Origin of the sequence: Brevibacillus sp. FSL L8-0520, from assembly GCF_037963895.1 — a bacterium.
Classification (GTDB): Bacteria; Bacillota; Bacilli; order Brevibacillales; family Brevibacillaceae; genus Brevibacillus; species Brevibacillus borstelensis.
The window spans coordinates 2,346,555-2,369,359 of the sequence record NZ_CP150171.1 but is presented as its reverse complement, the minus strand read 5'-3'; the positions used below and the strand labels follow the sequence as shown (position 1 = coordinate 2,369,359).

Annotated in this window: 21 protein-coding genes; all 21 read right to left on the bottom strand. The window is 51.8% G+C overall.

Annotated features, from left to right (window positions below; translation table 11 throughout):
* Positions 1 to 53: 53 nt before the first annotated feature.
* On the bottom strand, positions 54 to 1,013 hold the full coding sequence (locus NSQ24_RS11795; protein ID WP_003387192.1) for an oligopeptide/dipeptide ABC transporter ATP-binding protein: 960 nt from the start codon (positions 1,011 to 1,013) through the stop codon (positions 54 to 56).
* 17 nt (positions 1,014 to 1,030) lie between these two features.
* A complete protein-coding gene (locus tag NSQ24_RS11790; RefSeq protein WP_003387193.1) occupies positions 1,031 to 2,029 on the bottom strand; it encodes an ABC transporter ATP-binding protein in 999 nt (332 codons plus the stop codon).
* 14 nt (positions 2,030 to 2,043) lie between these two features.
* On the bottom strand, positions 2,044 to 2,958 hold the full coding sequence (locus NSQ24_RS11785; RefSeq protein ID WP_003387194.1) for an ABC transporter permease: 915 nt from the start codon (positions 2,956 to 2,958) through the stop codon (positions 2,044 to 2,046).
* Between the two features lie 6 nt (positions 2,959 to 2,964).
* Positions 2,965 to 3,897 (bottom strand): ABC transporter permease, encoded by a 933-nt coding sequence (locus NSQ24_RS11780; protein ID WP_003387195.1) that lies wholly within the window; start codon positions 3,895 to 3,897, stop codon positions 2,965 to 2,967.
* A gap of 254 nt (positions 3,898 to 4,151) precedes the next feature.
* Positions 4,152 to 5,810, bottom strand: a complete 1,659-nt coding sequence (locus NSQ24_RS11775) for a peptide ABC transporter substrate-binding protein (protein WP_003387196.1) — start codon at positions 5,808 to 5,810, stop codon at positions 4,152 to 4,154.
* 122 nt (positions 5,811 to 5,932) lie between these two features.
* Positions 5,933 to 6,400 carry an Lrp/AsnC family transcriptional regulator gene (locus NSQ24_RS11770; protein WP_003387197.1) on the bottom strand — a complete coding sequence of 156 codons (468 nt, stop codon included), beginning with the start codon at positions 6,398 to 6,400 and terminating at the stop codon, positions 5,933 to 5,935.
* 434 nt (positions 6,401 to 6,834) lie between these two features.
* The gene (locus tag NSQ24_RS11765) at positions 6,835 to 8,142 is read right to left on the bottom strand and encodes a pyrimidine-nucleoside phosphorylase (RefSeq protein ID WP_003387198.1); all 1,308 of its coding nucleotides are present in this window, start codon (positions 8,140 to 8,142) and stop codon (positions 6,835 to 6,837) included.
* A 93-nt stretch (positions 8,143 to 8,235) separates the two neighbouring features.
* A complete protein-coding gene (locus NSQ24_RS11760; protein WP_122958414.1) occupies positions 8,236 to 9,045 on the bottom strand; it encodes a purine-nucleoside phosphorylase in 810 nt (269 codons plus the stop codon).
* Between the two features lie 52 nt (positions 9,046 to 9,097).
* Positions 9,098 to 10,273 (bottom strand): phosphopentomutase, encoded by a 1,176-nt coding sequence (gene deoB, locus NSQ24_RS11755; protein WP_003387200.1) that lies wholly within the window; start codon positions 10,271 to 10,273, stop codon positions 9,098 to 9,100.
* Positions 10,274 to 10,359: 86 nt separating this feature from the next.
* Positions 10,360 to 11,247: a site-specific tyrosine recombinase XerD gene (gene xerD / locus NSQ24_RS11750; protein WP_003387201.1), complete on the bottom strand. Its 888-nt coding sequence runs from the start codon at positions 11,245 to 11,247 to the stop codon at positions 10,360 to 10,362.
* Between the two features lie 87 nt (positions 11,248 to 11,334).
* Entirely contained in the window at positions 11,335 to 11,574 is a 240-nt protein-coding gene (locus tag NSQ24_RS11745; protein ID WP_031931821.1) for a DUF4227 family protein, read from the bottom strand.
* A 68-nt stretch (positions 11,575 to 11,642) separates the two neighbouring features.
* Complete coding sequence (ald, locus tag NSQ24_RS11740; RefSeq protein WP_003387206.1) at positions 11,643 to 12,773, bottom strand: alanine dehydrogenase; 1,131 nt, start codon at positions 12,771 to 12,773, stop codon at positions 11,643 to 11,645.
* A gap of 117 nt (positions 12,774 to 12,890) precedes the next feature.
* Entirely contained in the window at positions 12,891 to 13,355 is a 465-nt protein-coding gene (locus tag NSQ24_RS11735) for a Fur family transcriptional regulator (RefSeq protein ID WP_003387207.1), read from the bottom strand.
* A gap of 91 nt (positions 13,356 to 13,446) precedes the next feature.
* Positions 13,447 to 14,076 carry a stage II sporulation protein M gene (gene spoIIM, locus NSQ24_RS11730; RefSeq protein ID WP_003387209.1) on the bottom strand — a complete coding sequence of 210 codons (630 nt, stop codon included), beginning with the start codon at positions 14,074 to 14,076 and terminating at the stop codon, positions 13,447 to 13,449.
* Between the two features lie 57 nt (positions 14,077 to 14,133).
* Positions 14,134 to 15,342, bottom strand: coding sequence for an endonuclease Q family protein (locus NSQ24_RS11725; protein WP_339167853.1), 1,209 nt, complete (start codon positions 15,340 to 15,342; stop codon positions 14,134 to 14,136).
* Entirely contained in the window at positions 15,329 to 15,886 is a 558-nt protein-coding gene (locus tag NSQ24_RS11720; protein ID WP_003387212.1) for an NUDIX hydrolase, read from the bottom strand. The genes NSQ24_RS11725 and NSQ24_RS11720 overlap by 14 nt, the downstream gene beginning before the upstream one ends.
* A gap of 166 nt (positions 15,887 to 16,052) precedes the next feature.
* Positions 16,053 to 17,240: a DUF3866 family protein gene (locus tag NSQ24_RS11715; RefSeq protein ID WP_251246894.1), complete on the bottom strand. Its 1,188-nt coding sequence runs from the start codon at positions 17,238 to 17,240 to the stop codon at positions 16,053 to 16,055.
* 170 nt (positions 17,241 to 17,410) lie between these two features.
* Positions 17,411 to 18,532, bottom strand: a complete 1,122-nt coding sequence (locus NSQ24_RS11710; protein ID WP_085974950.1) for a M20/M25/M40 family metallo-hydrolase — start codon at positions 18,530 to 18,532, stop codon at positions 17,411 to 17,413.
* Positions 18,533 to 18,659: 127 nt separating this feature from the next.
* Positions 18,660 to 20,216 carry a carboxyl transferase domain-containing protein gene (locus NSQ24_RS11705; protein ID WP_024984920.1) on the bottom strand — a complete coding sequence of 519 codons (1,557 nt, stop codon included), beginning with the start codon at positions 20,214 to 20,216 and terminating at the stop codon, positions 18,660 to 18,662.
* A complete protein-coding gene (mce, locus tag NSQ24_RS11700; RefSeq protein ID WP_031931818.1) occupies positions 20,209 to 21,060 on the bottom strand; it encodes a methylmalonyl-CoA epimerase in 852 nt (283 codons plus the stop codon). The genes NSQ24_RS11705 and mce overlap by 8 nt, the downstream gene beginning before the upstream one ends.
* A 41-nt stretch (positions 21,061 to 21,101) precedes the next feature.
* The gene (locus NSQ24_RS11695) at positions 21,102 to 22,754 is read right to left on the bottom strand and encodes a methylmalonyl-CoA mutase family protein (RefSeq protein ID WP_003387217.1); all 1,653 of its coding nucleotides are present in this window, start codon (positions 22,752 to 22,754) and stop codon (positions 21,102 to 21,104) included.
* Positions 22,755 to 22,805: the final 51 nt, after the last annotated feature.

The following is a 22,805-nucleotide window of genomic DNA, read 5'->3' as shown; positions in this document are numbered from 1 at the left end:
CGCATGATGGAAAGACAGGATTCCCCATATGGTGGAAATCCTGTCGCTGTAATCTAGTTGTACAAATGGCAGGCAGCGAAATGACCAGGCTCTACTTCTTTCCATACGGGCTCAGCTGCAGCACATTCAGGCATTGCTTTCGGGCAACGCGTGCGGAAGTGGCAACCGCTCGGAGGATTCATCGGACTTGGAACATCGCCTTGCAGAACGATGCGCTCACGCTGGCGCTCTACCTCTGGATCAGGAATCGGGATAGCAGACAGAAGCGCTTGTGTATATGGGTGAAGCGGCTTTTCATACAGCTTGTCACTCTCTGCAAGCTCTACCATTTTTCCGAGGTACATAACTGCTACACGGTCGGAAATGTATTTAACCATCGACAAATCGTGGGCAATAAACATGTAGGTAAGGCCCATTTTTTCCTGCAGCTGCTCCAGGAGGTTTACGACCTGCGCTTGTACGGAAACGTCGAGGGCAGAGATCGGTTCGTCACAAACGATGAACTTGGGCTCTACCGCCAGTGCACGGGCAATACCAATCCGCTGGCGTTGACCACCGGAAAACTCATGCGGAAAGCGGTTCATATGCTCCGGATTCAAGCTGACCAGCGAAAGCAGCTCCTGGATACGCTCTTTGCGCTTTTGTCCGGCGGCAAGACCGTGGATATCCAGAGCTTCTCCGATAATATCCCCGACTGTCATCCGCGGGTTCAAGGAAGCATACGGGTCCTGGAAGATCATCTGCATGTTGCGGCGCATGGCTTTCATCTCTTGGTTGTTCAGCTTCATGATGCTTTTGCCTTCAAACAAGACGTCCCCTGCGGTAGCATCATACAAGCGGAGAATGGTCCGCCCGGCTGTCGATTTTCCGCAGCCGGACTCCCCTACCACACCGAGAGTTTCCCCACGCTTGATCTCGAACGAAATGTCGTTCACGGCTTTCAACGTATTGTCGCCGATTTTAAAGAATTTTTTCAGGTTGCGAACTTCTAACAATGTATCACGATTATCCACTTGTCTTCTCCCCCCTCTTACGATCCTGCGCGATTCTGTGCCAACGGGTGCTGGAGCCAGCAAGCAGCCCGTTGTGTCGAGCTAATGTCATTCAGTTCAGGATCGTACTCCTGGCAGACGCGCATCGCTGATTCACAACGCGCGGTAAAGCCGCATCCAACCGGCGGACGAAGCAGATCCGGCGGCGTACCAAAGATCGGAGTGAGCGGTTCGTCGCGGTTCAGGTCCAGTCGAGGTACCGAGCGCAGCAGGCCTTTTGTGTAAGGGTGCTGCGGGTTGTAGAAGATATCGTCTACGGTACCGGTCTCGATTACCTTGCCTGCGTACATAACGATGACGCGATCGCACATTTCAGCCACGACGCCAAGGTCATGCGTAATCAGGATAATCGACGTATTCATTTTCTTTTGCAGCTCTTTCATCAGATCCAGAATTTGCGCCTGAATCGTCACGTCGAGCGCTGTTGTCGGCTCGTCAGCGATCAGAAGCTGCGGAGAGCAAGCCAGCGCGATCGCAATCATCGCACGCTGGCGCATCCCGCCGGAGAATTCGTGCGGATATTGATCGACACGTTTTTCCGGTTGCGGAATTCCTACCAACGTCAGCAGTTCGATGGCACGATTGCGGGCATCGGAACGCGACATGTTCTGGTGCTTGATCAAACCCTCCATGATCTGGTTGCCGATCGTTAAAGTCGGGTTCAATGAAGTCATCGGGTCCTGGAAAATCATCCCGATATCTTTACCGCGGATAGATTCCATTTCCTTGTTTGATTTATTGACAAGGTTGACTCCGTTAAAGAGAATTTCGCCTTTTTTGATCTCGCCTGGCGGCATCGGGATAAGCTTCATCAAGGTTTGGGCGGTTACAGACTTGCCGCAGCCGGACTCCCCTACGATCGCAACAGCTTCTCCGCGCTTCACGTGAAAATTGACGCCGCGTACAGCTTTGACTTCCCCCGCATAGGTATGGAAGGAGACGTGCAGGTCTTTTACTTCGAGAATGCGTTCTTCCATGACTGTGATCCCTCCTATTTCCGCAAGCGTGGGTCTACGGCGTCACGCAGACCGTCGCCAAGCAAGTTAAATGCCAACATCGTTATCGAGATGAACAGAGCCGGGAACATCAAGCGCCACGGGTAGTATTTCATCGCCGACAAACCTTCGTTGGACATCGTTCCCCAAGATGCTACCGGAGCGGATACCCCAAGACCAATAAAGGAGAGGAACGACTCGGCAAAAATGGCAGATGGAACAGTCAAGCTGAGCGTTACGATGATCGGACCCAAAGCGTTCGGGATCAAGTGTTTGAAGATCAGACGGTTGTTGTCAGCACCGAGAGAGCGGGCTGCCAATACAAACTCCTGCGCTTTCAACTGGAGAATCTGACCGCGGACGATCCGCGCCATCCCAATCCAGCCCGTTATCGTTAAGGCGATAATAATCGTCCCGACCCCGGGCTCTAAGACGACCATGAGCAAAATAACCACCAGAAGATAAGGAATCGCATACAGAATATCGGCAATACGCATCATGATTTCATCGACTTTACCGCCGTAGAAACCAGCAAGACCGCCCCAAATTACGCCGATGATCAGGTCGATAAACGCTGCGGCGAAGCCTACTTCCAAAGAAATGCGTGCCCCGTACCATACGCGGACGAAGACGTCGCGACCCAGGTCATCGGTACCAAACCAGTGTTCAGCAGAAGGTTTTTTGTTCTTACCTGCCAAATCAGTCGTAAAATAGTCATTGGAGCTAAGGATCGGAATCAGGATCGCACAAGCGACCAAAATCAAGATAAAGACAAGGGACGCCATCGCTACCTTGTTCATTTTCAATCGGCGCCATACGTCCGCCCAGAAGGAAAGGCTCGGGCGCTTAATGGATTCTGCCTGGCGAAGGTCGACAGAAATCGGCTCAAAATGCTCTTTCGTCAGTTGCATGTATCATTACTCCCTTCCTGCATCGCTTAGCTTGATCCGCGGGTCAACCAGCGTATAAGCGATATCAACCAGCAAAATTCCTACAACCAGAATGATCGCATAGAACACCGTGGTCCCCATAATAACGGTGTAGTCACGGTTTGTAATCGAGATAACGAACTCGCGACCCAAACCAGGGATACCGAAGATTCGCTCGATTACGAATGCACCGGTGAGGATGTTTGCAAGCAGCGGCCCGAGATAAGTAATAACAGGCAGAAGAGCGTTGCGAATAGCGTGTTTGACAGTAATCGTCACTGTATTCAAGCCTTTGGCTTTAGCCGTTTTGATGTAGTCTTGCCCGAGAACCTCCAGCATGTTGGAACGAGTCAGACGGGCGATGAAAGCGATCGGCATCGCGGCGAGAGCCAAGGAAGGCAGTACGGTATATTCAAAACCTTCCCACTTTGCAATGGGAAAGATGCCCCATTTGATTGCAAAGAAATATTGATAAAATGATGCCAAAATAAATCCAGGGACGGACAGGCCGAGAACGGCGATAAGCATGGCTGAGTAGTCCTGCCATTTATTGTGCTTGAGCGCTGCGACAACGCCTAGCGTGATCCCTCCGAAGATCGCGAGCAGCAAGGCCTGTGCTCCTAAATGGGCGGATACGGGGAAGCCCCGGCTGATCATGTCATTTACTGTGGAAGACTTCTCAACAAAGGATGGGCCCAAATCCCACGTAATGACACCCTTCAGATAGTCCAGATACTGCTCGTGGAGCGGCAGGTTCAATTTGTACTTTGCTTCCAGAGCTGCCTTGATTTCATCTGGTACGTTCTTTTCGGAAGTGAATGGACCGCCCGGCACCGCTTTCATAATGAAGAAGGTGGCCGTTACGATCAAGAAAAGCGAAAGAATCATGAAGATGATACGCTTACCAAGATAACGGATCAACAAACTTACCCCCTTACAATTTTTTTGCTTTCACGTCCCATCTTTACACTGCAGCATTCTGGATCCAGTGCAAAAATCGACTGTGTAAATAATTCCCCGTTGTTCGAATCTCTTGCGGATTTCTCTCTCTTTTTCTGTTGGCTATGCGCCATCTTTATATATATCGGAACGGTCGGCATAAGATAAGGTATATGGACGACCATATACCCTATCTCTGCAAACCGATTTCCTTTATGCCAATGCGGAAAACAAAATTACTCTACCGAAGCCCATTTCCAGTCGACATCGCCCAGACCGCCGATTACGACGCCTTTGACGTTTTCCTTTTGCACCCAGGAGTTTGTATAGAAGTAGATCGGCATGATCGGCATTTCATCCATGAGGATTTGCTCCGCTTCTGCCAGAATCTTCTTGCGTGCTTCCGGATCGCTTTCCGTGTTGGATTTGATCAACAGTTCCTTGTACTTTGGATGCTCCCAACGCGTGTCGTTGTTTCCGCCATCCTTGTCTCTGTACAGCTCGAGGAAGTTGATAGGGTCGTTAAAGTCACCCAGCCATCCCATACGGCCAACCTGGAAGTTTCCTTGGTGCATGTCTTCGAGGTAGACTTTCCATTCTTTGTTTTCCAGCTTCACTTCTACGCCGAGATTTTTCTTCCACTGGTCTTGAATCGCCGCAGCGATTTTTTGGTGGGCCTCAGACGTATTGTAGGACAGAGTGATTGGCGGAAGCTTGGAAATGCCGAGCTCCTTCATGCCTTCTTCCAACAGCTTTTTCGCTGTTTCAACATCATTGTCCTTGAAGTAGCCATCAGGTTTCAGCGCCATGGACGGCGGGACTGCACCTGTGGCAGGAATTTGGCCAGTTTGCAGGATATTGTCAATCAGGGACTGACGATCGATAGCATACGCGAACGCCTTGCGAATTTTCACATTATTAAACGGCGGTTTTTCTACGTTGAATTTATACCAGTACGTACCCGCGATTGGCTGAGTCGTAATTTTGTTCTGCTCTTTCAGAGCCGGGATGGCATCCGTCGGCAATGCGCTTGTCGGAGCACCAGCCCAATCGATTTCGCCGTTTTCAAACATGGACAGCTCGGTGTTCTCGTCTTCTACCATGGCAAACTCGATGCGATCAAGTTTTACAGAATCTTTGTCCCAGTAATTTTCGTTTTTGACGAGCACTAGCTTGCTCTTATGCTCCCAGCTCTCCATCTTGAAGGGACCGTTGCCCAAGTGAGTCTTTGCTTCCCCTGCCCACTTCGGATTGGATTCAAGGAGGGCTTTGTTAACAGGGAAATAGGTTGGGAATGCAGTCAGCTCCAGGAAGAATGGAGTCGGGTTTTCCAGTTTTACTTCCAATGTTTTGTCGTCAAGTGCTTTCACACCGACTTCGTCGCGGCTTGCTTTGCCTTTGTTGTAGGCTTCACCATTCTTTACATAGTATAGCTGATAAGCGTAGTTGGATGCCGTATTTGGATCCAAAGCGCGTTTCCATGCGTATTCGAAGTCATGTGCCGTCAACGGTTCACCGTTTGCCCATTTGGTATCACGCAGCTTGAACGTATACGTCAACATGTCCTCGGAAAGCTCGTAGCTTTCAGCCACAGACGGCTGCGGCTTGTTATCCGGACCGATGCGGGTGAGACCGTCAAAGGTAGCGCGGATAATCGCGGCAGATGTCGTATCTTCGGAGAGTCCCGGATCTGCCGTTGGTGGTTCCGAATGGAGATTCAGTTTCAGCACTTGTGGCTTTTTCTCCGCAGGCGCCGCTGCTGGCTGTTGGGTCTGGCCTGTGTTCTCAGCCGGCTTCTGTTCTGTGGTAGTAGCCTGTTGGCCTCCACCGCAACCAGCCAATGCTGTACCGAGAACGGCAACGGAACTGACAAGAGCAAATACGCTTTTTTTCAACGCAATAACCCCCAATGTCATTGTCTTTTTTGTCTGTTTCTTTTTTTGTATGTTTTCAGAAAATTAGGAAAGAAAAAACCGTTTTTTCCCTCTTTGTTACCGGCGCTTACCAACCCCTTTCCTTATATGGCCACATCTTCATCACGAACGAACGAGAAGGAATCTTTATATTGTTTTAGCTCCAGCGACACATCCGCCGCCAGAATTCCTTCACATTGTGAGAGACGTTCGTTGACAAAGGTGATCAATTCTTCATTATTATGGAAACACGCTTGAATGATCAAGTCGTGCTTACCGCTGAATGCACCTACAAAGCGTACCTCCGGAAATTTGCTCAGTTCCTCAGCGACGCTGTTTTGCAGCCCGAGCTTGGTGGTCAATCCGATGATCGCCTGTACATGTAAGCCCAGCTTTTCTGGGTCAGGGTGAATAACAAACTGAAACACTCCATCTTGTAACAGGCGTGTAATCCGTGAACGGATGGTCCCTTCGCTCAAGCCAAGTTGATGAGCAATATCGGTGTATGCTCGTCTGCCGTCTTCTTGTAAAATTTGCAAGATCTGCATATCAACATGGTCTAGCTTTTTCATAAATACGATTTTTTAAGAACCTCCATTGGTTTTTTACGAAATTCGCAAAAATCTTTTACAATTTGCCTGTCACTTTAAACATAATCCGAAATGATAGCGGTGTCAACGAAATTTGACAAGTAGAATTATAAAAAATTATAAAGTGAATCCGAACAATAAATAATTTTTTAACATTTCACACTTACTATCTTTTACTCTATTGAACCGCAATTCAGTTGATTAATCAATAAAAATTTATCGAGAAAGACGTATTTTTTATCGAATGCTAGCATATTTATTTCCGAACGATGCCTTTTTTCGAGGCCTGCTCTTCGAAATGCGCATAAACCAGTGTCTTCACTCGATTTTCCAAAGTTTAGGAAAGCGTTTTCAGCAAATCTCCTGGAGAACAAACGCCGGACATTTCGTCCGACGTTATTTGTTTTACAGGAAACCTATTCGGTTATGATTTTGTAAATTAATGGTTGATCGATCAATGACTCGCTATCATAAGTATATGCGCCTTTCAACTCTTCTACCGCTTGCTTGAGCAATATCTCGTCATTGGCATGTACGGTAGCCAGTACATCGCCCTTGCGCACTTGATCGCCCCGCTTCTTGGCCAGCACGATGCCGACAGCCAGATCAATCGGCATTTCCTTGGTCAGTCTGCCCGCCCCCAACACTACCGACGCATGCCCGACTGTCTCCGCATCAATTGCAGAGATATAACCGTCCTGGCTCGCTTTCACCTCGGCTGTCAAAGACGCCTTGGGCAGTCGGTCAGGGTTGTATACATCCTCTTTGTTACCACCCTGGGCCTCGATCATCTGGGCGAGCTTTTCCACGGCTTTCCCGCTGTCCATAATCTCTTCCAGGCGCTTTCGGCCCTCTTCGACGTCTGCCACGAGCTCGCCGAGTACGAGCATATGCGCTCCAATCGCAAGCGCCAGCTCGGTCAAATCCTTCGGTCCTCTTCCAGCGAGTGTGTCAATCGCTTCTTTGACCTCTAATGCGTTGCCCACAGCAAAGCCGAGAGGTTGATTCATATCACTGATGACTGCGACCGTCCTTCTTCCTACCTGCGTGCCGATTTGGACCATGGCTGATGCAAGCGTTTCCGCCTGTTCCAGCGTCTTCATGAAAGCGCCTTTGCCGACCTTTACGTCCAGCAGGATCGCATCGGCCCCGGCCGCTATTTTTTTGGACATGATGGAGCTCGCGATCAGCGGAACCGCTTCTACCGTTGCGGTCACGTCCCGCAAGGCATATAGCTTCTTGTCTGCCGGGGTCAGATTCCCCGATTGGCCGATCACCGATACGCCGATTTCCCGTACTTGCTGCAAAAATTGTTCTCTCGTCCGTTCCACCTGGAAGCCGGCAAACGACTCCAGCTTGTCAATCGTCCCTCCGGAGTGCCCCAGGCCTCGTCCTGACATTTTGGCAACGGGAATCCCGGCCGCGGCAACGAGAGGAGCCACAACAAGCGTCGTTTTATCACCAACGCCGCCTGTACTGTGCTTGTCAACTTTGATTCCTTTCAGAGAGGACAAATCAAGCTGCTCGCCCGAACCCGCCATAGCCAGCGTCAGGTCGCCCGTTTCACGCGGAGTCATGCCGCGCAGCAGGACTGCCATCGCCCAAGCGGACATCTGATAATCCGGAATGCTTCCGTCTGTATAACCGCTAACCAGGAATTGAATTTCCTCGCTGGAAAGCTCCAGGCCATCTCTTTTTTTCGCAATGATATCGACCATGCGCATGATTATTCACCTCGTAGACAGTCTTTCCCCAAGCCCAGGGAGCAACAGGAAAGAAGGGTATGAAGCATGAACATACCCTCCTTTCCACCGCTCTTACAGCTTTGCGACAATGCCGTTAATCAGCGACAGGAACTGCGCTTTCACTTTTTCCGTCGTTTCCATGACTTCCTCGTGAGACAGCGGTTGCTCCAGAATTCCGGCAGCCATGTTGCTGATGCAGGAGATGCCGAGAACGTTCATTTTCATGTGTTTCGCCACAATCACTTCCGGTACTGTCGACATTCCGACCGCATCTCCGCCGAGAATGCGCAGCATGCGGATTTCTGCCGGAGTCTCGTAGGATGGGCCGAGCAGTCCGACATAGACCCCTTCCTGAAGCTCGATGCCTTGCTCGGCAGCTACCTCTTTTGCCAATCCGCGCAGCGCCTTCGAATACGCCTCTGACATATCCGGGAAGCGCGCTCCCAATTGCTCGTCGTTTGGTCCGATGAGCGGGTTGCGGAACGTCATATTGATATGATCGGCAATCAGCATCAGGTTTCCGGGCTGGTAGTTTTCATTAATGCCCCCTGCGGCATTCGTAACAATAATCGTTTCAACACCGAGCATTTTCATGACGCGGATCGGGAAGACGACCGCATCAAGCCCGTGTCCCTCGTAGTAATGGAAGCGGCCCTGCATCGCGACCACTTGTTTGCCCTGCAGCTTGCCGATGACAAGCTGGCCTTTGTGTCCGACGACGGTAGAAACCGTGAAGCCAGGAATCTCATGATACGGAATGATCACCGGATTTTCGATCTCGTCTGCCAGTACGCCCAGACCAGACCCGAGAACAAGCCCAATGGTAGGCTTCTCGCTCAGCTTTGGTTCGATGTAGCGGATTGCGTCTTGATATGTTGTCATCTGTCAAACTCCTCTCATACTATCGAAATGATTGCGTATTGCATGCCCGCATTTACAGTTTGGAAAGAAAGCTTTCCCCAATGGCTGGCGGCTGGACGCCAAAATTGTCCGCGATGGTTGCGCCGATGTCGGCAAATGTGCTGCGAATGCCCAAATGGCTGCCTGTGGCTATCCCTTTGTGGTAAATGAGCAGCGGAACGTATTCGCGCGTATGGTCGGTTCCGTGATGAACCGGATCATTTCCGTGATCGGCAGTGATGATCAGCAGATCTTCCTCCCCCAGGGAAGAGATAAGCTCAGGGATGCGTGCGTCAAATTCCATCAGCGCCTTGCCATACCCTTCCGGATCGCGGCGATGTCCGAATTTCGCATCGAAGTCGACCAGGTTTACGAAGCTGAGGCCGGTAAACGACTCTTTCATCGTACCCAGCAATTGATCGACCCCATCCATATTGTCCTTGGTCCGAATCGCTTTCGTAACCCCTTCATCTGCGTAAATATCACTGATTTTACCGATCGCAATAGAAGCCAGTCCCGCATCCTGGAGCCGGTTCATCACTGTCGGCGCGAACGGCTTAACGGAGTAATCATGCCGATTGGCTGTACGGACAAAGGAGCCGGGCTGGCCTACGAACGGGCGGGCGATGACGCGGGTGACGGCAAACTCGTCACGCAAAGTCAGCTCCCGGGCAACCTGACAGATGCGATACAATTCTTCCAGCGGGACCACTTCCTCGTGGGCTGCCACCTGGAACACACTGTCCGCAGAAGTGTAGACAATGACGTTGCCAGTCCGCATATGCTCTTCGCCCAGCTCATCGAGAATGTCTGTGCCGGAAGCGACCTTGTTGCCCAGCACCTTGCGTCCGATCCTCTCTTCGAACTCGTGGATCAGCTCGGTCGGAAAACCATCCGGGTATGTGCGGAACGGTGTGGATACGTGCAGACCCATAATTTCCCAATGCCCTGTCGTTGTGTCCTTTCCGATAGAAACTTCATTCATTTTCCCATAATGGGCTTTTGGCTGCTGCGCAGCAGGGACATTGGCCAAAGGAGCGATATTCCCCAGGCCCAGTGCTTGCAAATGCGGAAGAGCAAAGCCTTCTACTCGTTCGGCAATATGGCCGAGCGTATGGGCACCCTCGTCTTGAAAACGGGGGGCGTCAGGCAATTCGCCGATCCCGACGCTGTCCATCACAATCAAGAAAACACGAGAAAAACGTGGCAAAAAAACCGCCTCCTACAAGTAAGTATGAAGAATGCACCCAGGTGTAAGGATAGTCGTCAGACGTCTGACGAGGAAAAAAAGAGAGACTATGCTCTCGGGTGGGTTTTTGCGTAAATATCCTTAATCCGGGTTCTGGTCACGTGCGTGTAAATCTGGGTCGTAGAAATGTCTGCATGGCCGAGCATTTCCTGCACGGAACGGAGATCTGCACCGTTCTCGAGCAGATGCGTGGCAAAGGAATGGCGCAGGGTATGCGGAGTAATTTCTGCTCTGACATTTGCTTTTTGCGCATATCGCTTAATAATTTTCCAAAAGCCCTGCCTGGTAATCTGCTTGCCCACATGGTTCAGGAACAGCGCAGTCTCCCCCTGCTCTTTTACAAGCCGGGGCCGCCCTGCCTGCAAATAATGCCGTACCATTTGAATGGCGACCGAACCGAGCGGGATGATGCGTTCCTTTGACCCTTTGCCCATGCATTTGACAAACCCCATCTCCAGATTCACATCCAAGACGCTGAGATTCACCAATTCCGACACGCGGATGCCTGTCGCGTACAGAAGCTCCAGCATCGCTTTGTCGCGTAGACCTGCGGGATGATTCATGGGCGGGCTGTCGAGCAGACGCTCCACCTCTTCCACCGATAATACCTTGGGCAGCCTTTTTTCAATTTTGGGCGTTTCCAAATGAATCGACGGGTCTTTGTCGATAAACTTGTCGCGTACGAGAAATTGATAAAAGGCCCGTATCGAAGCCATATTACGGGAAAGTGTCGCCGTAGCCCTGCCTTTTTCCTGCAAACTCATCAAATACCCGATGATCTGTGTCCGGGTAGAGTCTTCTATCCGGGTGATTCCCTGCTCCCGCAGATAGTTGGTATAGGCAACCATATCCCGTTGATATGATTCCAGTGTATTTGGTGAAAGCCCCTTTTCGACGGAAAGAAAATGGATAAAATGATCAATCAGCATGTCCATGAAGTTGTCCCCTTCAGGTGAAAAGTATCTCGTATTGCTTTCCACACGAAAAGGAAAAGTCCTCTTTTTTGGAGGAAAAATGCCCCTCTATTCCCCTGTCAGATAGAACAGCTGCAGCCTCGCCATATATCCGTCCAAATCCTTTGGAGCAGATGTATTGACGAGCTTCACGACTTTTACCGCATTGCCGTTTGGCTCCCGGTATTGGTTCTCGGACCACAGTTTATCGGTAAGCAGAGAGATAATCCCGTACGAAATCAATGTGCAGGTGACAAACAGGAGAAAAAAGCGCAAGATCTCCATGAATCGTCGAACCGGTATTCGCATGTGCCGACTTCCTCCCTGTTATCGTTCCTTCCATATATATGCGCCATTGAAAAATCCATTCAGCCCGCTTATGTGGGAAGGTCTTGGAGGACGTCGTCAAGCGGTACAAAGGGAACGTTCAAGGATCTGGCTACTGCTTCATACACGACGTGGCCGTTGAGCACATTGACCCCGCGAGCGAGCGCCCGGCTTTGGGCGATAGCAGTGCGGTACCCTTTGTTGGCAATCATCAGCCCGTAGGGAATGGTGACATTGGTCAAGGCGATGGTTGAGGTGCGGGGAACCGCTCCAGGCATGTTGGCAACCGCATAATGGACGACTCCATGCTTTACGTATGTCGGATCGCTGTGGGTCGTAATCCGGTCGATTGTCTCGATCGATCCCCCCTGGTCAATCGCCACATCCACGATGACGGAACCGGGAGCCATCGATTTTACCATTTCCTCCGTGACCAGTTTGGGAGCCCTTGCTCCCGGAATCAGGACCGCACCGATCAAAAGGTCCGCTGATTGTACAGCCTCGGCAATATTGTAGTGATTGGACATGAGCGTATGCAGACGCCCCCGGAACAGGTCATCCAGCTCACGCAGCCTGCCTGCATGAATATCAAGCAGCGTTACCCTTGCCCCCATTCCGACAGCCATTCTGGCCGCATTCGTCCCGACAATGCCGCCACCGACAATGACTACGTGCGCCGGCGGAACACCTGGCACCCCTCCCAAAAGGATGCCCTTTCCGCCGTGAGGCTTCTCCAAAAATTGGGCGCCGATCTGTACAGACATCCGTCCTGCCACCTCGCTCATCGGCATGAGCAGCGGCAGCGACCCGTCATCGGTCTGGATCGTTTCATAAGCGATCGCCACCACTTTTTTGGCGCACAGCTCTGCTGTCAGCTCTCTTTCCGGTGCGAGATGCAAATATGTAAACAGGATCAGATTTTCCCGAAAATATGCGTATTCCTCCGGCAACGGTTCCTTTACCTTGCAGATCATGTCTGCATGCTGCCAAACTTCCCTGGCGCTGCTGAAGATTTCCGCACCGGCCGCGAGATAGTCCTCATCAAAAAAGCCAGAGCCCGCTCCAGCCAGTGTCTCCACGAGTACCCGATGTCCCGCCTGCCTGTAGGCGCTTACGCCTGCCGGGGTCAATCCTACCCTGTTTTCGTTGTTCTTCAGCTCTTTTGGGACTCCAATAATCACGCTTTTGCCGCCTCCTTCACTTGGCATTCACTTTCCTTATGATGCCTCCCGAAGTGAATCTCTAACAGCCAAAAGCGTCAAAACAAGAAAAACTTCTCCTTTTGAAAGAGAAGTTTTTTACTTGAAGTCCTCCACGTTGACCTTGTCGATACAGCGGCTGCAAATGCCGTAGAATGACAGGCGGTGATCGGTAATATAAAAGTTGTAAACATTCTTTACCTTTTCTTCTGCGGATACAAGGAGGTCCTCAAAAATTTCATCTACCGAGCCACAGTTGTTGCAGATCAAGTGATGATGGTGATACTCAGAATTATCGTCACGCAGGTCGTACCTGGCGACTCCGTCTCCAAAGTTCATCTTGTGGATGATCTTCAACTCACTCAGCAATTCCAGCGTACGATAGACCGTAGCCAAGCCTATTTCAGGGGCTTTTTCTTTCACGAGCAGATAGACGTCTTCCGCACTCAGATGATCTTCCTCGTTCTCCAGCAACACGCGAACAGTGGCTTCACGTTGTGGCGTCAGTTTATAGTTTTGGGAATGAAGTTGCTGCTTGATCTTCTCTAACTTTTCTTCCAACATGCTTGCCCCTCCCCGCTCACATGAAACCTGCTCCTATTATAGTAGAGGGGCATCCTAGAAGTCAAATACATAAGTTCTTACTTGAGAATAATTATTGATTGAGCACGATCTGCATCAGCTTCGGCGAAACAAAGGTTTCAAACATCGCCGCAATCGTCAGAACCGCCAGCATCGCAAGCACGAGCAAGGAATACCCCATGAAATGAGGCATGATCACATCTCGTTTGGATAACAGCCTCGTTCTGATCAACCTGAGTGAAAAAGAAATCCCGCTTACTCCCACGATCATCAAGGCCGGAACAACCAACAGATTTTGCGGCAATACGCCCATCAGCGCAAAGGTGACTCCTTGCCATTGCAGCTGGTTGACGAGAAAACCGACCGTAAAGCCGATGACTACGCCTTTTAAAAACAGAAGGAGCAAAATCATCGGCAGGCCGATTATGGACAACCCCAGCACCCACATGATCCCGACTGTTTTTGCATAGTAGCCGAACGACTGCTGAAAATGCATGTTCGGTTCGGGAATGCCCTTTTCCCCGATACTGCTGAAAAAAAACTGGAGAAATCCGAACAGCTCTTGCCTTTGCGCGAGCGGCAGTGAATTGACGATAACCGCGCCAAAAATAATTCCCATCGTAAACAGAACGATCGTAAACCAGTAGAGTGATTGGTGCTCTTTCGCATATACGTGGATTGTTTGTCCAATTCGCGACCGCACAGCAGCTCGCCTCCCGCTTCGCTGATTCTTATACAGCTTATGCGGACGGGCTGTCGCCTATGACTTGTCCTCGCGCAAAGGGAGGATCTTGCCATACGTGCCGGCCCCACCTGCTTTTACCACCAGCCGCCCCTCTCTGGCCAAAACGATCAGCTCTGCAATACGGTCTCCTGTAATGCTCGCGAGCTCCTCCTGCCTTGTCCGATGCAAGATGGACATTTCCGTTCCAAAGCGCTCATAGAGTTTTTCCCGCAGCTTCGGACCTACTCCAGGGATAAACTCCAGCGGGACCTGCTCTATATACGGCGGCCGAAACGGAGGATGCACTCCTGCAGGCGCATCTGCCAGTTGGGCGATCCGGTCGTATACACCTCGAACCACACGCTTGAATCCGCATTGCGGACAGCGTCCCTGCTCGTTCGCCGGCTGTGTCGATTGACACGATTGGCAGGCTGTCTGATGGTACTTCCCGAGCTGGGGATGAAGGCCATAGTTTACGCTGACCCCGCGCCCTTCTTCCCTGCGCAGCGCCTTCACCCATTCCAGGAACGAGCGTTCACCCAGTGCAATGGATTGGTACTCCCTGCCGATTTTCGCCAAGGAATGTGCATCGGAATTGGTCAAAAACGTCTTTTCATGCAGCTCCAGCAAGCGATCCGCCATTTCCGTATTGGCGCTAAGCCCCAATTCCACCGCATAAATCAGGCTCGGATCAATCAATTCAGCCAGCGAATCCGTACAGCTTCCGTATAAGCCTTTATGCGGGGTGAAAATATGTGCGGGAACAACGACTCCGCCCCAATCGGCAATCACCTGCTGCAGCTCCCGCAATGTCGTACGAATGCGCTGCGAGCTGAGCTGCACATTTTTGCAGCGCTGGGAAAGCCATTTCGTAAACAGCCTCATCCTTGCCAGATCGGGCAGATAGCAGAGAAAATGCGCTTCTCCTCTGGCTGTCTCCTTGATCTCCACCTCACAGCCTAGGATCAGCATGGTCTGTTTGTACAGCACGCCTCCATCCTTGTGCTCTGCTGCATGTCCTTGGTCGATGAGATGCTGGAGCTCCTCCTGCACCTCCGGCGAATGGGCGTCGATAATCCCGATCATATCCATGCCTTTTCGCTCCGACGCCTCTTCCAGGATTCTCGTCAAAGTCATTTGCCGCGAAGCCGTGATTTTGACGGGCTTTCCGGTCCATGTCCCCCCGACGTGGATATGCATGTCACAAAAAAACTCCGGCAGCGCGCTCTGCTTATTTTTTGCCATGCAACAACCGATTTTCCCACGCGAACAATGCCGCTACTGTTTTTGCATCCCGAATCTCCCCGAGTCGATGAAGCTCGTGGGCCTCTTCCAATGTAAGCTCCAAAACCTCTACAAACTCGTCTTCATCGGGTTGACTCTCTCCCTTTGTCAGTCCGGTTGCCAGGTAGAGGTGGAGAATTTCATTGGCAAACCCTGGAGAGGTGTAAAAAGAACTGAGAAGGGTATAATCTTTGGCCTGGTACCCCGTCTCCTCCTGCAATTCGCGCTTGGCACATGCAAGCGGCTCCTCGCCGGGCTCAAGCTTTCCAGCAGGAAGCTCGACGATCACTTGCTCCAGCGGCTTGCGGAACTGGCGGACCGCTACCAATTTTCCTTCATCGGTCAAAGCCATAACGGCAACGGCCCCCTGATGGGTGACAATCTCCCGCTTCGCTGTATGGCCGTTGGGCAGCAGCACTTCATCCACTTTCAACGTAATGACCTTGCCTTCATAAATCGTCTGGCTGGAAATCGTTTTCTCGTACAAATGCTGTGTATCCTTCATCGGTTCATCACCCTTTGCGTTTGGCTGGTTCTAAACAGGAATGTCTCTCCATATGCTTTGAGCAAGACACTTGTCCAATCCATATTGTATAGGAGGAGAGAGAGGATGAAAACCTATGTGGACGAAAAGCAGATTCGGATGGTAGGAAAAGCGTGGGAAATTCGCGCTACACTCCGCTCCTGGTCAAAAAAAGACCTAACCTTGCAAGAATATCTCGCCCGACGCAGCAATTCGTCGCGTCGCTAATGCTGTCTTTTATGTAGGGAATGCTCTTTGCCGCAAGCACCCCGGCCAAAGCAGCTGTCTGAAACGGTGCCGGGTCTTGCCGCCAGCCTCGGCCCATCGTGGAAAAGTGCAGGTCATACATGCGCTCCAGCTCATCCAATTCTTCCTCTGCTGGTGCGGCTGCACGCAGGACAAGATGGTCTGTCTGTTGGCAGATGCCGTCCATTTGCCTCGCGATACGGCTATCGCGTTCGTCATCCCATACGGGGACGGGTACGATGGCTGGACGAAGCGCAAACCTTTTCAGCACCGTAATCGTGTGATGGCTTACGCCCAGATGCCGCTCCCTAGGGTCGGAAAAACTGATGCGCGGTATAAAAAACGGGACGCCTCCAAGCAGGCTGACAGCATGCGTTACTTCAGCCAACTGCATTCCTGAAAAGCCGAATGTAGTGGCCGTCCCTATCACACCGGGCCCCAAGATGCATAGAATGATGTCAGCTTGTGCTACGTGACGGGCAGCTAATAAACCGTTGTGAATCGAAACGGTTTCCAAATCTCCGCCCCACGCATGTCCGGTCGTGACCGTGCTGCCAAGCAGCCCTTTCCGCTTTAAATGGTCTGCCTGTTGGCTCAAGCCGATTGGCAATGATGCCGCATCGGGCATGACATAGACAGCTCTCAGGTCTGAGTCGGTTTGTTTGATTGCTGACGCCACTGCCGGCAGCAGACTGTGAAGCTCTCCGATCAATACAGGGGTCCCCTCCAATGAGACCTGTTCATTGTTGAACAGCGCGTGATAGGGGCTATGCTGCTCTTCCACGCTATCCACAGCTAATTGCCACGGAGCATACCGCATTTTCATGACGTGGCCCCACGTGCTCGGATATACATCGACCGGATTTTTCTCTGCCGATTTTCCTACTACAATATGATACCCTCCCGTACCCAATTGGAGTCGAATGGCTGTCGTATTTATCAGGAGCTCCTCGCCTTCCTCGTAATGCTCCTGCGAGTATGAAATAGCGTGTTCGGTTTGGCTGGTTTCAGGCAAAAAAACCTCCAGAACCTGCATGCCTTGTCTTTTGAGCAGAACCTGCTTCACAACCCCCGATTCCAGGCGAAGCACTGCACATCCCCCCGCTTTCGCCAGCTTCCTTGATCAAAACACCAATTCGGCAAAGACCAGTACCTTTTTGATAAATTATGGGAATCAGGCAAAAAAAAGAACCAGGTCTCCCCATGGAAGACCCGGCACTTCGCGTTGTGCTTCTTCATTTTAATTGTATCGTTTTCGCTTTACTCAAGAACTTCTGCAATAACCGCCAACACGAGTTCGGACGCTTTGTTGAGCTCAGCAATCGGCATCCGCTCGTTCTTGGTATGGATGTCTTCGTAGCCGATCGCAAAGTTTACGCTCGGGATGTTGTAGCCGTTAAAGACGTTGCCGTCGCTGCCGCCACCGCTCGATACCAGCTCGGGATTGCGGCCGATGCGCTTCACTGCGCCAATCGCTTTTTGAACAACAGGCGTTTCTTCATTAAACTTGTAGCCGTGATACATAAAAATGACATCGTTTTCGCACTTCCCGCCCATTTCCGCAGCTGCCTCTTCAAAAGCGGTAGTCATGCTTTTTACCTGCGCCTCCAGCTTATCCATTACAAGGCTGCGCGCTTCCGACCATACCTCTACATAGTCCGTCACGATGTTGTATGCCTTGCCGCCTTCAAATCGGCCGATATTGGCCGTCGTATCGGCGTCAATGCGACCCAGGGACATGCGGGAAATGGCTTTGCTGGCAATCGTGATCGCACTGATTCCGTCTTCCGGATTTACCCCTGCGTGAGCGGCTTTTCCGTGAATTTTGGTCACGATACGATACTGTCCAGCCCCTGCTACCGTAATCGCTCCGACCGGACCTTCCGAATCGAGGATGAAGCCCATCTCGGCCTTCAGCAGGCTGGAATCCATGGCGCGTGAACCGACGAGACCGGATTCTTCACCGACAGTCAGGACAACCTGGATAGTCGGATGCGGCAGATTTTTTTCCTTCAGTGTCCGAATCGCTTCAAAAATCGCTGCGATCCCGGCTTTGTCGTCCGCACCCAAAATCGTAGTCCCGTCGGAGTAGACGTAGCCGTCACGAACTTGCGGTTTGACGCCGTTGCCTGGAACGACCGTATCCATGTGGCTGCTGAACAGAATAGCCGGACCTTTGGCATTTCCCTCCAGCGTGGCAATGAGGTTGTTTCCGCCGTGGCCCGTCTTGGCCGCTGCGTCGTCTTCCTCAACGGTGAAGCCCATTTCAATCAGCTTGTCCTTCAGCACTTTGTTGATTTGCGCTTCGTTTTTGGTTTCACTGTCGATTTGAACGAGCTCCAAAAACTCGTTTAGCAATCGCTCCTGGTTGATCACGACAATTCCTCCCGAATAAAGCCCCCGCGGGGCTTGTCTAATGAAAATGCCAGATGATAGCATTGTCTACCTGTTACAAGTATACAGCAAAAAAATTTTTTCTACCATGTCGTGCCAGCCTTTTTCTGCTTGTTTACAGGGGGATATTTCCGTGTTTCTTGGAAGGACGGCGCTCTTCTTTGTTTCTCAGCATTTCCAGCGACCGTTTTAAATATTTGCGGGTTTCCCGCGGATCGATCACGTCATCCACCATTCCGTTTTCTGCTGCCACATACGGATTGGCAAAGCGCTCGCGATACTCGGCAATCTTGGCCTGGCGGGTAGCCACCGGATCAGCGCTCTGTTCGATGTCACGGGCAAAGATCACGTTGGCCGCTCCTTCCGGGCCCATGACCGCGATCTCGGCATTCGGCCAGGCATAGACGACGTCTGCACCGATGGCCTTGGAATTGAGGGCCACGTAAGCACCGCCGTACGCTTTTCGCGTAATGACACTGATTTTCGGCACTGTCGCCTCGGAGTAAGCAAACAATATTTTTGCACCATGCCTGATGATCCCGCCGTGTTCCTGGTTAATGCCGGGGAAAAAGCCGGTCACATCGACGAATGTAATCAACGGAATGTTGTAGCAGTCACATGTCCGGATAAACCGTGCCAGCTTGTCGGATGAGTCGATATCCAAACCGCCTGCCATCACCTTTGGCTGGTTGGCGATCAGCCCCACGCTTTGTCCGTCGATACGCCCAAAGCCGACCACGATATTGCGGGCGAAATCCGGCTGTACTTCTAAAAACTCTCCATGATCCACAATCTTTTCCAGCACTTTTTTTACGTCATACACCTTGGTGCCCGCTACCGGGACCAGGTCGATCAGCTCTTCCAGCCAGTCCCCCTCATCCCCGCTATATGCTTTTACCGGCGGTTCTTCCCGGTAATTTTGCGGCAGGAAGCTCAGCAGGTTGCGCACTTGCAGCAACACCTCTTCTTCTGTTGCGGCGGTAAAATGCGCGTTTCCACTGATGGCAGAGTGGACAGAAGCGCCGCCCAGATCTTCGCTGGATATTTTTTCGCCCGTTACCGTTTCAATGACTTTCGGTCCCGTAATAAACATCTGTGACGTCTTTTCCACCATAAAAACGAAATCGGTAATCGCCGGGGAATAGACTGCCCCGCCCGCGCAAGGTCCCAGAATGACGGAGATTTGCGGAATCACGCCTGAATAGATCGAGTTCCGGTAGAAGATATGCCCGTAACCGTCGAGGGAGACGACCCCCTCCTGAATCCGCGCCCCGCCTGAGTCGTTAAGACCAATGACAGGTGCGCCGTTTTTGGCCGCGAGATCCATAATGTTGGCGATTTTTTTGGCATGCATTTCCCCAAGCGCTCCACCAAAAACCGTAAAGTCCTGGGCGAACAGATAGACGAGCCGGCCGTTGATTTTGCCGTAGCCTGTCACTACCCCTTCGCCTGGAGCGTCGAGTTTGTCCATCCCGAAGTTGGTCGCCCGGTGTTTGACAAATGGCTGCAGCTCGACAAACGTGTCCGGATCGAGCAGAAGCGAGATACGCTCCCGTGCCGTCAGCTTGCCGCGATTGTGTTGGGCAGCGATGCGCTCGTCTCCGCCGCCCATCTCGACTTTCCGTTTTCGCTCGTACATCTCGTCGATTTTTTCGAACATCGCTTCACTCATCGTTGCCTTCCTCCTTACCTGCAGATGTATCCGGATACTCACACAATTCGAACAGAACTCCGCCAGCCGCCTTTGGATGGATAAAGGCGATTTGCGCGCCATGCGCTCCCGGCTTGGGCACTTCATTTATAAGCGGAATGCCGTTTGCCTGCAAATGGTGCAGACGCTCCGCCACGTTCTCGACATCAAAGGCGATATGGTGAATGCCTTCGCCGCGCTTGTCAATAAATTTGGCGATCGGACTGTCCGCACTCATCGGCTCCAACAGTTCGATCCGGCTTTCTCCGACCCCGAGGAAAGCGACACGAACCTGCTCGCTCTCCACCGCTTCTGTCCCGAGCAGGTTAAGCCCAAGCTGCTCGGTGTAAAATGGCAGAGCCTTATCGAGATTTTTCACAGCTATGCCGATATGGGCAATCTTTTTCGGGGCTTTTTGAAAGGTCAACTGCTTTCTTTTCACATGGGCACGGATAAAGTCAGCGGTCACACTGGTAGGCGTGCCTGGCGTGAAAACTTCCGCTACTCCGTGTTCTTTCAAGTAGGGGATATCTTCCTGTGGAATTACGCCTCCCCCAACGACCAAGATGTCATCCGCTCCCTGTTCCCTGAGCAGACGGACAACCTCTGGAAAGAGCTCATTGTGAGCCCCTGAAAGACAGGAGAGTCCCACGCAATCGACATCCTCCTGTATCGCAGATGCGGCGATCTGGGCCGGTGTCTGACGGAGCCCCGTGTACACTACTTCCATCCCTTCGTCGCGAAGGGCCTGCGCCACTACCAATGCACCCCGATCGTGTCCGTCGAGCCCTGGTTTGGCAACCAGTACGCGAATCCTCTGTTCCATCAATAGCTCCCCCTTGTCACTAGAACCTTCCTGTTTGCTGACTAAACCGCCCGGTACTCGCCAAATACGCTTCGCAATACGCCGCAGACCTCTCCAATCGTGGCATAATGGCGGACGCATTCGATAATGTACGGCATCAGGTTGTCTTTGCCCTGTGCTGCTTCGCGCAACTGATTGAGCGTTTGTTCAACTGATTGCTGATTCCTTTTTGCCCGCAGTGCATCTAGCCGCTCTTTTTGTTTCCTGCCAAGCTCAGGGTCTACGCGAAGCAGCTCCGGCTGTGGCTCGTTTTCGAGCTGAAAGCAGTTCATTCCCACTACCTTTTCCTCGCCGGATTCTATTTTTCGCTGCGTTTCATAGGCTTGCTTGTGAATCTCCCGCTGCATATACCCCGCTTCCACAGCAGCTACGGCGCCGCCCATTTGCTCGATTTTCTCCAAATAGGAAAGCGCCTTGGCCTCTATCTGGTCTGTCAAATACTCCACAAAGTAGGAACCTGCCAGAGGGTCGACTGTATCTGTTACGCCGCTTTCAAACGCGATGATCTGTTGTGTCCGCAGCGCGATGCGGGCAGATTCTTCCGTCGGCAAGGCGAGCGCCTCGTCGCGGGAATTCGTATGCAGGCTTTGCGTGCCGCCAAGGACTGCTGCCAGTGCCTGCAGGGTGACGCGAACGATGTTATTGTCAGGCTGCTGCGCCGTCAGCGTGGAACCGCCCGTTTGGGTATGAACGCGAAATTGCCACGACTTCGGATTTTTTGCTCCGTATCTCTCTTTCATCAAGCGAGCCCACATTCTCCGGGCTGCACGGAATTTGGCAATCTCTTCGAAAAAGTGATTGTGTCCGTTGAAGAAAAACGATAGCTGTGGAGCAAAACGGTCAATGTCGAGACCGGCCTGGAGCGCAGCTTCCACGTATGCGATGCCGTCCGCGATCGTAAACGCGACTTCCTGAACGGCAGTCGACCCGGCTTCCCGAATGTGATAGCCGCTGATGGAAATGGTGTTCCATTTGGGCACGTTCTCTGCACAGTAGGCAAAGATGTCCGTAATCAAACGCATGGACGGCTGCGGCGGAAAAATATATGTGCCCCGGGCAATGTATTCCTTCAATATGTCATTTTGAATCGTACCTGACAGCTTCTCTGCCGGTACGCCCTGTTTTTCTCCTACTACGATATACATGGCAAGCAAAACAGATGCTGGTGCATTGATCGTCATCGAGGTGCTTACCTTGTCGAGCGGTATGCCGTTCAGCAGCACTTCCATGTCCTCCAGCGAATCGATGGCTACACCGACCTTCCCGACTTCGCCTGTTGCCATCGGGTCATCCGAGTCGTAGCCGATCTGTGTCGGCAGGTCAAAGGCAACGCTCAGCCCGGTCTGCCCCTGTTCAAGAAGATAGCGGAACCGCTTATTCGTTTCCTCGGCAGAACCAAAGCCGGCGTATTGCCGCATCGTCCACAGTCTTCCTCGATACATATTGGGTTGAACGCCCCGCGTATACGGATACTCTCCCGGGAATCCGACATTTTCCATATAAGCATCATCGATCTGATCCGGCACATACAGCGGATCGATCTCGATCGCGGACGAGGTGGCAAACTGCTGTTTTCTTTCGGGCGACTTGGCCAGCCGTTCATTCAGCTCTTGTTGCCACTTTCGGTACAGTTCGGTACAATCTTTAGTAGTCACCTGCAAACACCTCGTTTTCCATGTAATGACCGATCGTCTAAACGAAGGAAG

Coding starts and splice junctions, on each gene's coding strand:
- NSQ24_RS11790 (WP_003387193.1), bottom strand. CDS start 2,029: ATGGAAGAACGCATTCTCGAAGTAAAAGACCTGCACGTCTCCTTCCAT.
- NSQ24_RS11785 (WP_003387194.1), bottom strand. CDS start 2,958: ATGCAACTGACGAAAGAGCATTTTGAGCCGATTTCTGTCGACCTTCGC.
- NSQ24_RS11770 (WP_003387197.1), bottom strand. CDS start 6,400: ATGAAAAAGCTAGACCATGTTGATATGCAGATCTTGCAAATTTTACAA.
- NSQ24_RS11765 (WP_003387198.1), bottom strand. CDS start 8,142: ATGCGCATGGTCGATATCATTGCGAAAAAAAGAGATGGCCTGGAGCTT.
- NSQ24_RS11760 (WP_122958414.1), bottom strand. CDS start 9,045: ATGACAACATATCAAGACGCAATCCGCTACATCGAACCAAAGCTGAGC.
- xerD (WP_003387201.1), bottom strand. CDS start 11,247: ATGGACATGCTGATTGATCATTTTATCCATTTTCTTTCCGTCGAAAAG.
- NSQ24_RS11745 (WP_031931821.1), bottom strand. CDS start 11,574: ATGCGAATACCGGTTCGACGATTCATGGAGATCTTGCGCTTTTTTCTC.
- NSQ24_RS11735 (WP_003387207.1), bottom strand. CDS start 13,355: ATGTTGGAAGAAAAGTTAGAGAAGATCAAGCAGCAACTTCATTCCCAA.
- NSQ24_RS11725 (WP_339167853.1), bottom strand. CDS start 15,342: ATGGCAAAAAATAAGCAGAGCGCGCTGCCGGAGTTTTTTTGTGACATG.
- NSQ24_RS11720 (WP_003387212.1), bottom strand. CDS start 15,886: ATGAAGGATACACAGCATTTGTACGAGAAAACGATTTCCAGCCAGACG.
- NSQ24_RS11705 (WP_024984920.1), bottom strand. CDS start 20,216: ATGAGTGAAGCGATGTTCGAAAAAATCGACGAGATGTACGAGCGAAAA.
- mce (WP_031931818.1), bottom strand. CDS start 21,060: ATGGAACAGAGGATTCGCGTACTGGTTGCCAAACCAGGGCTCGACGGA.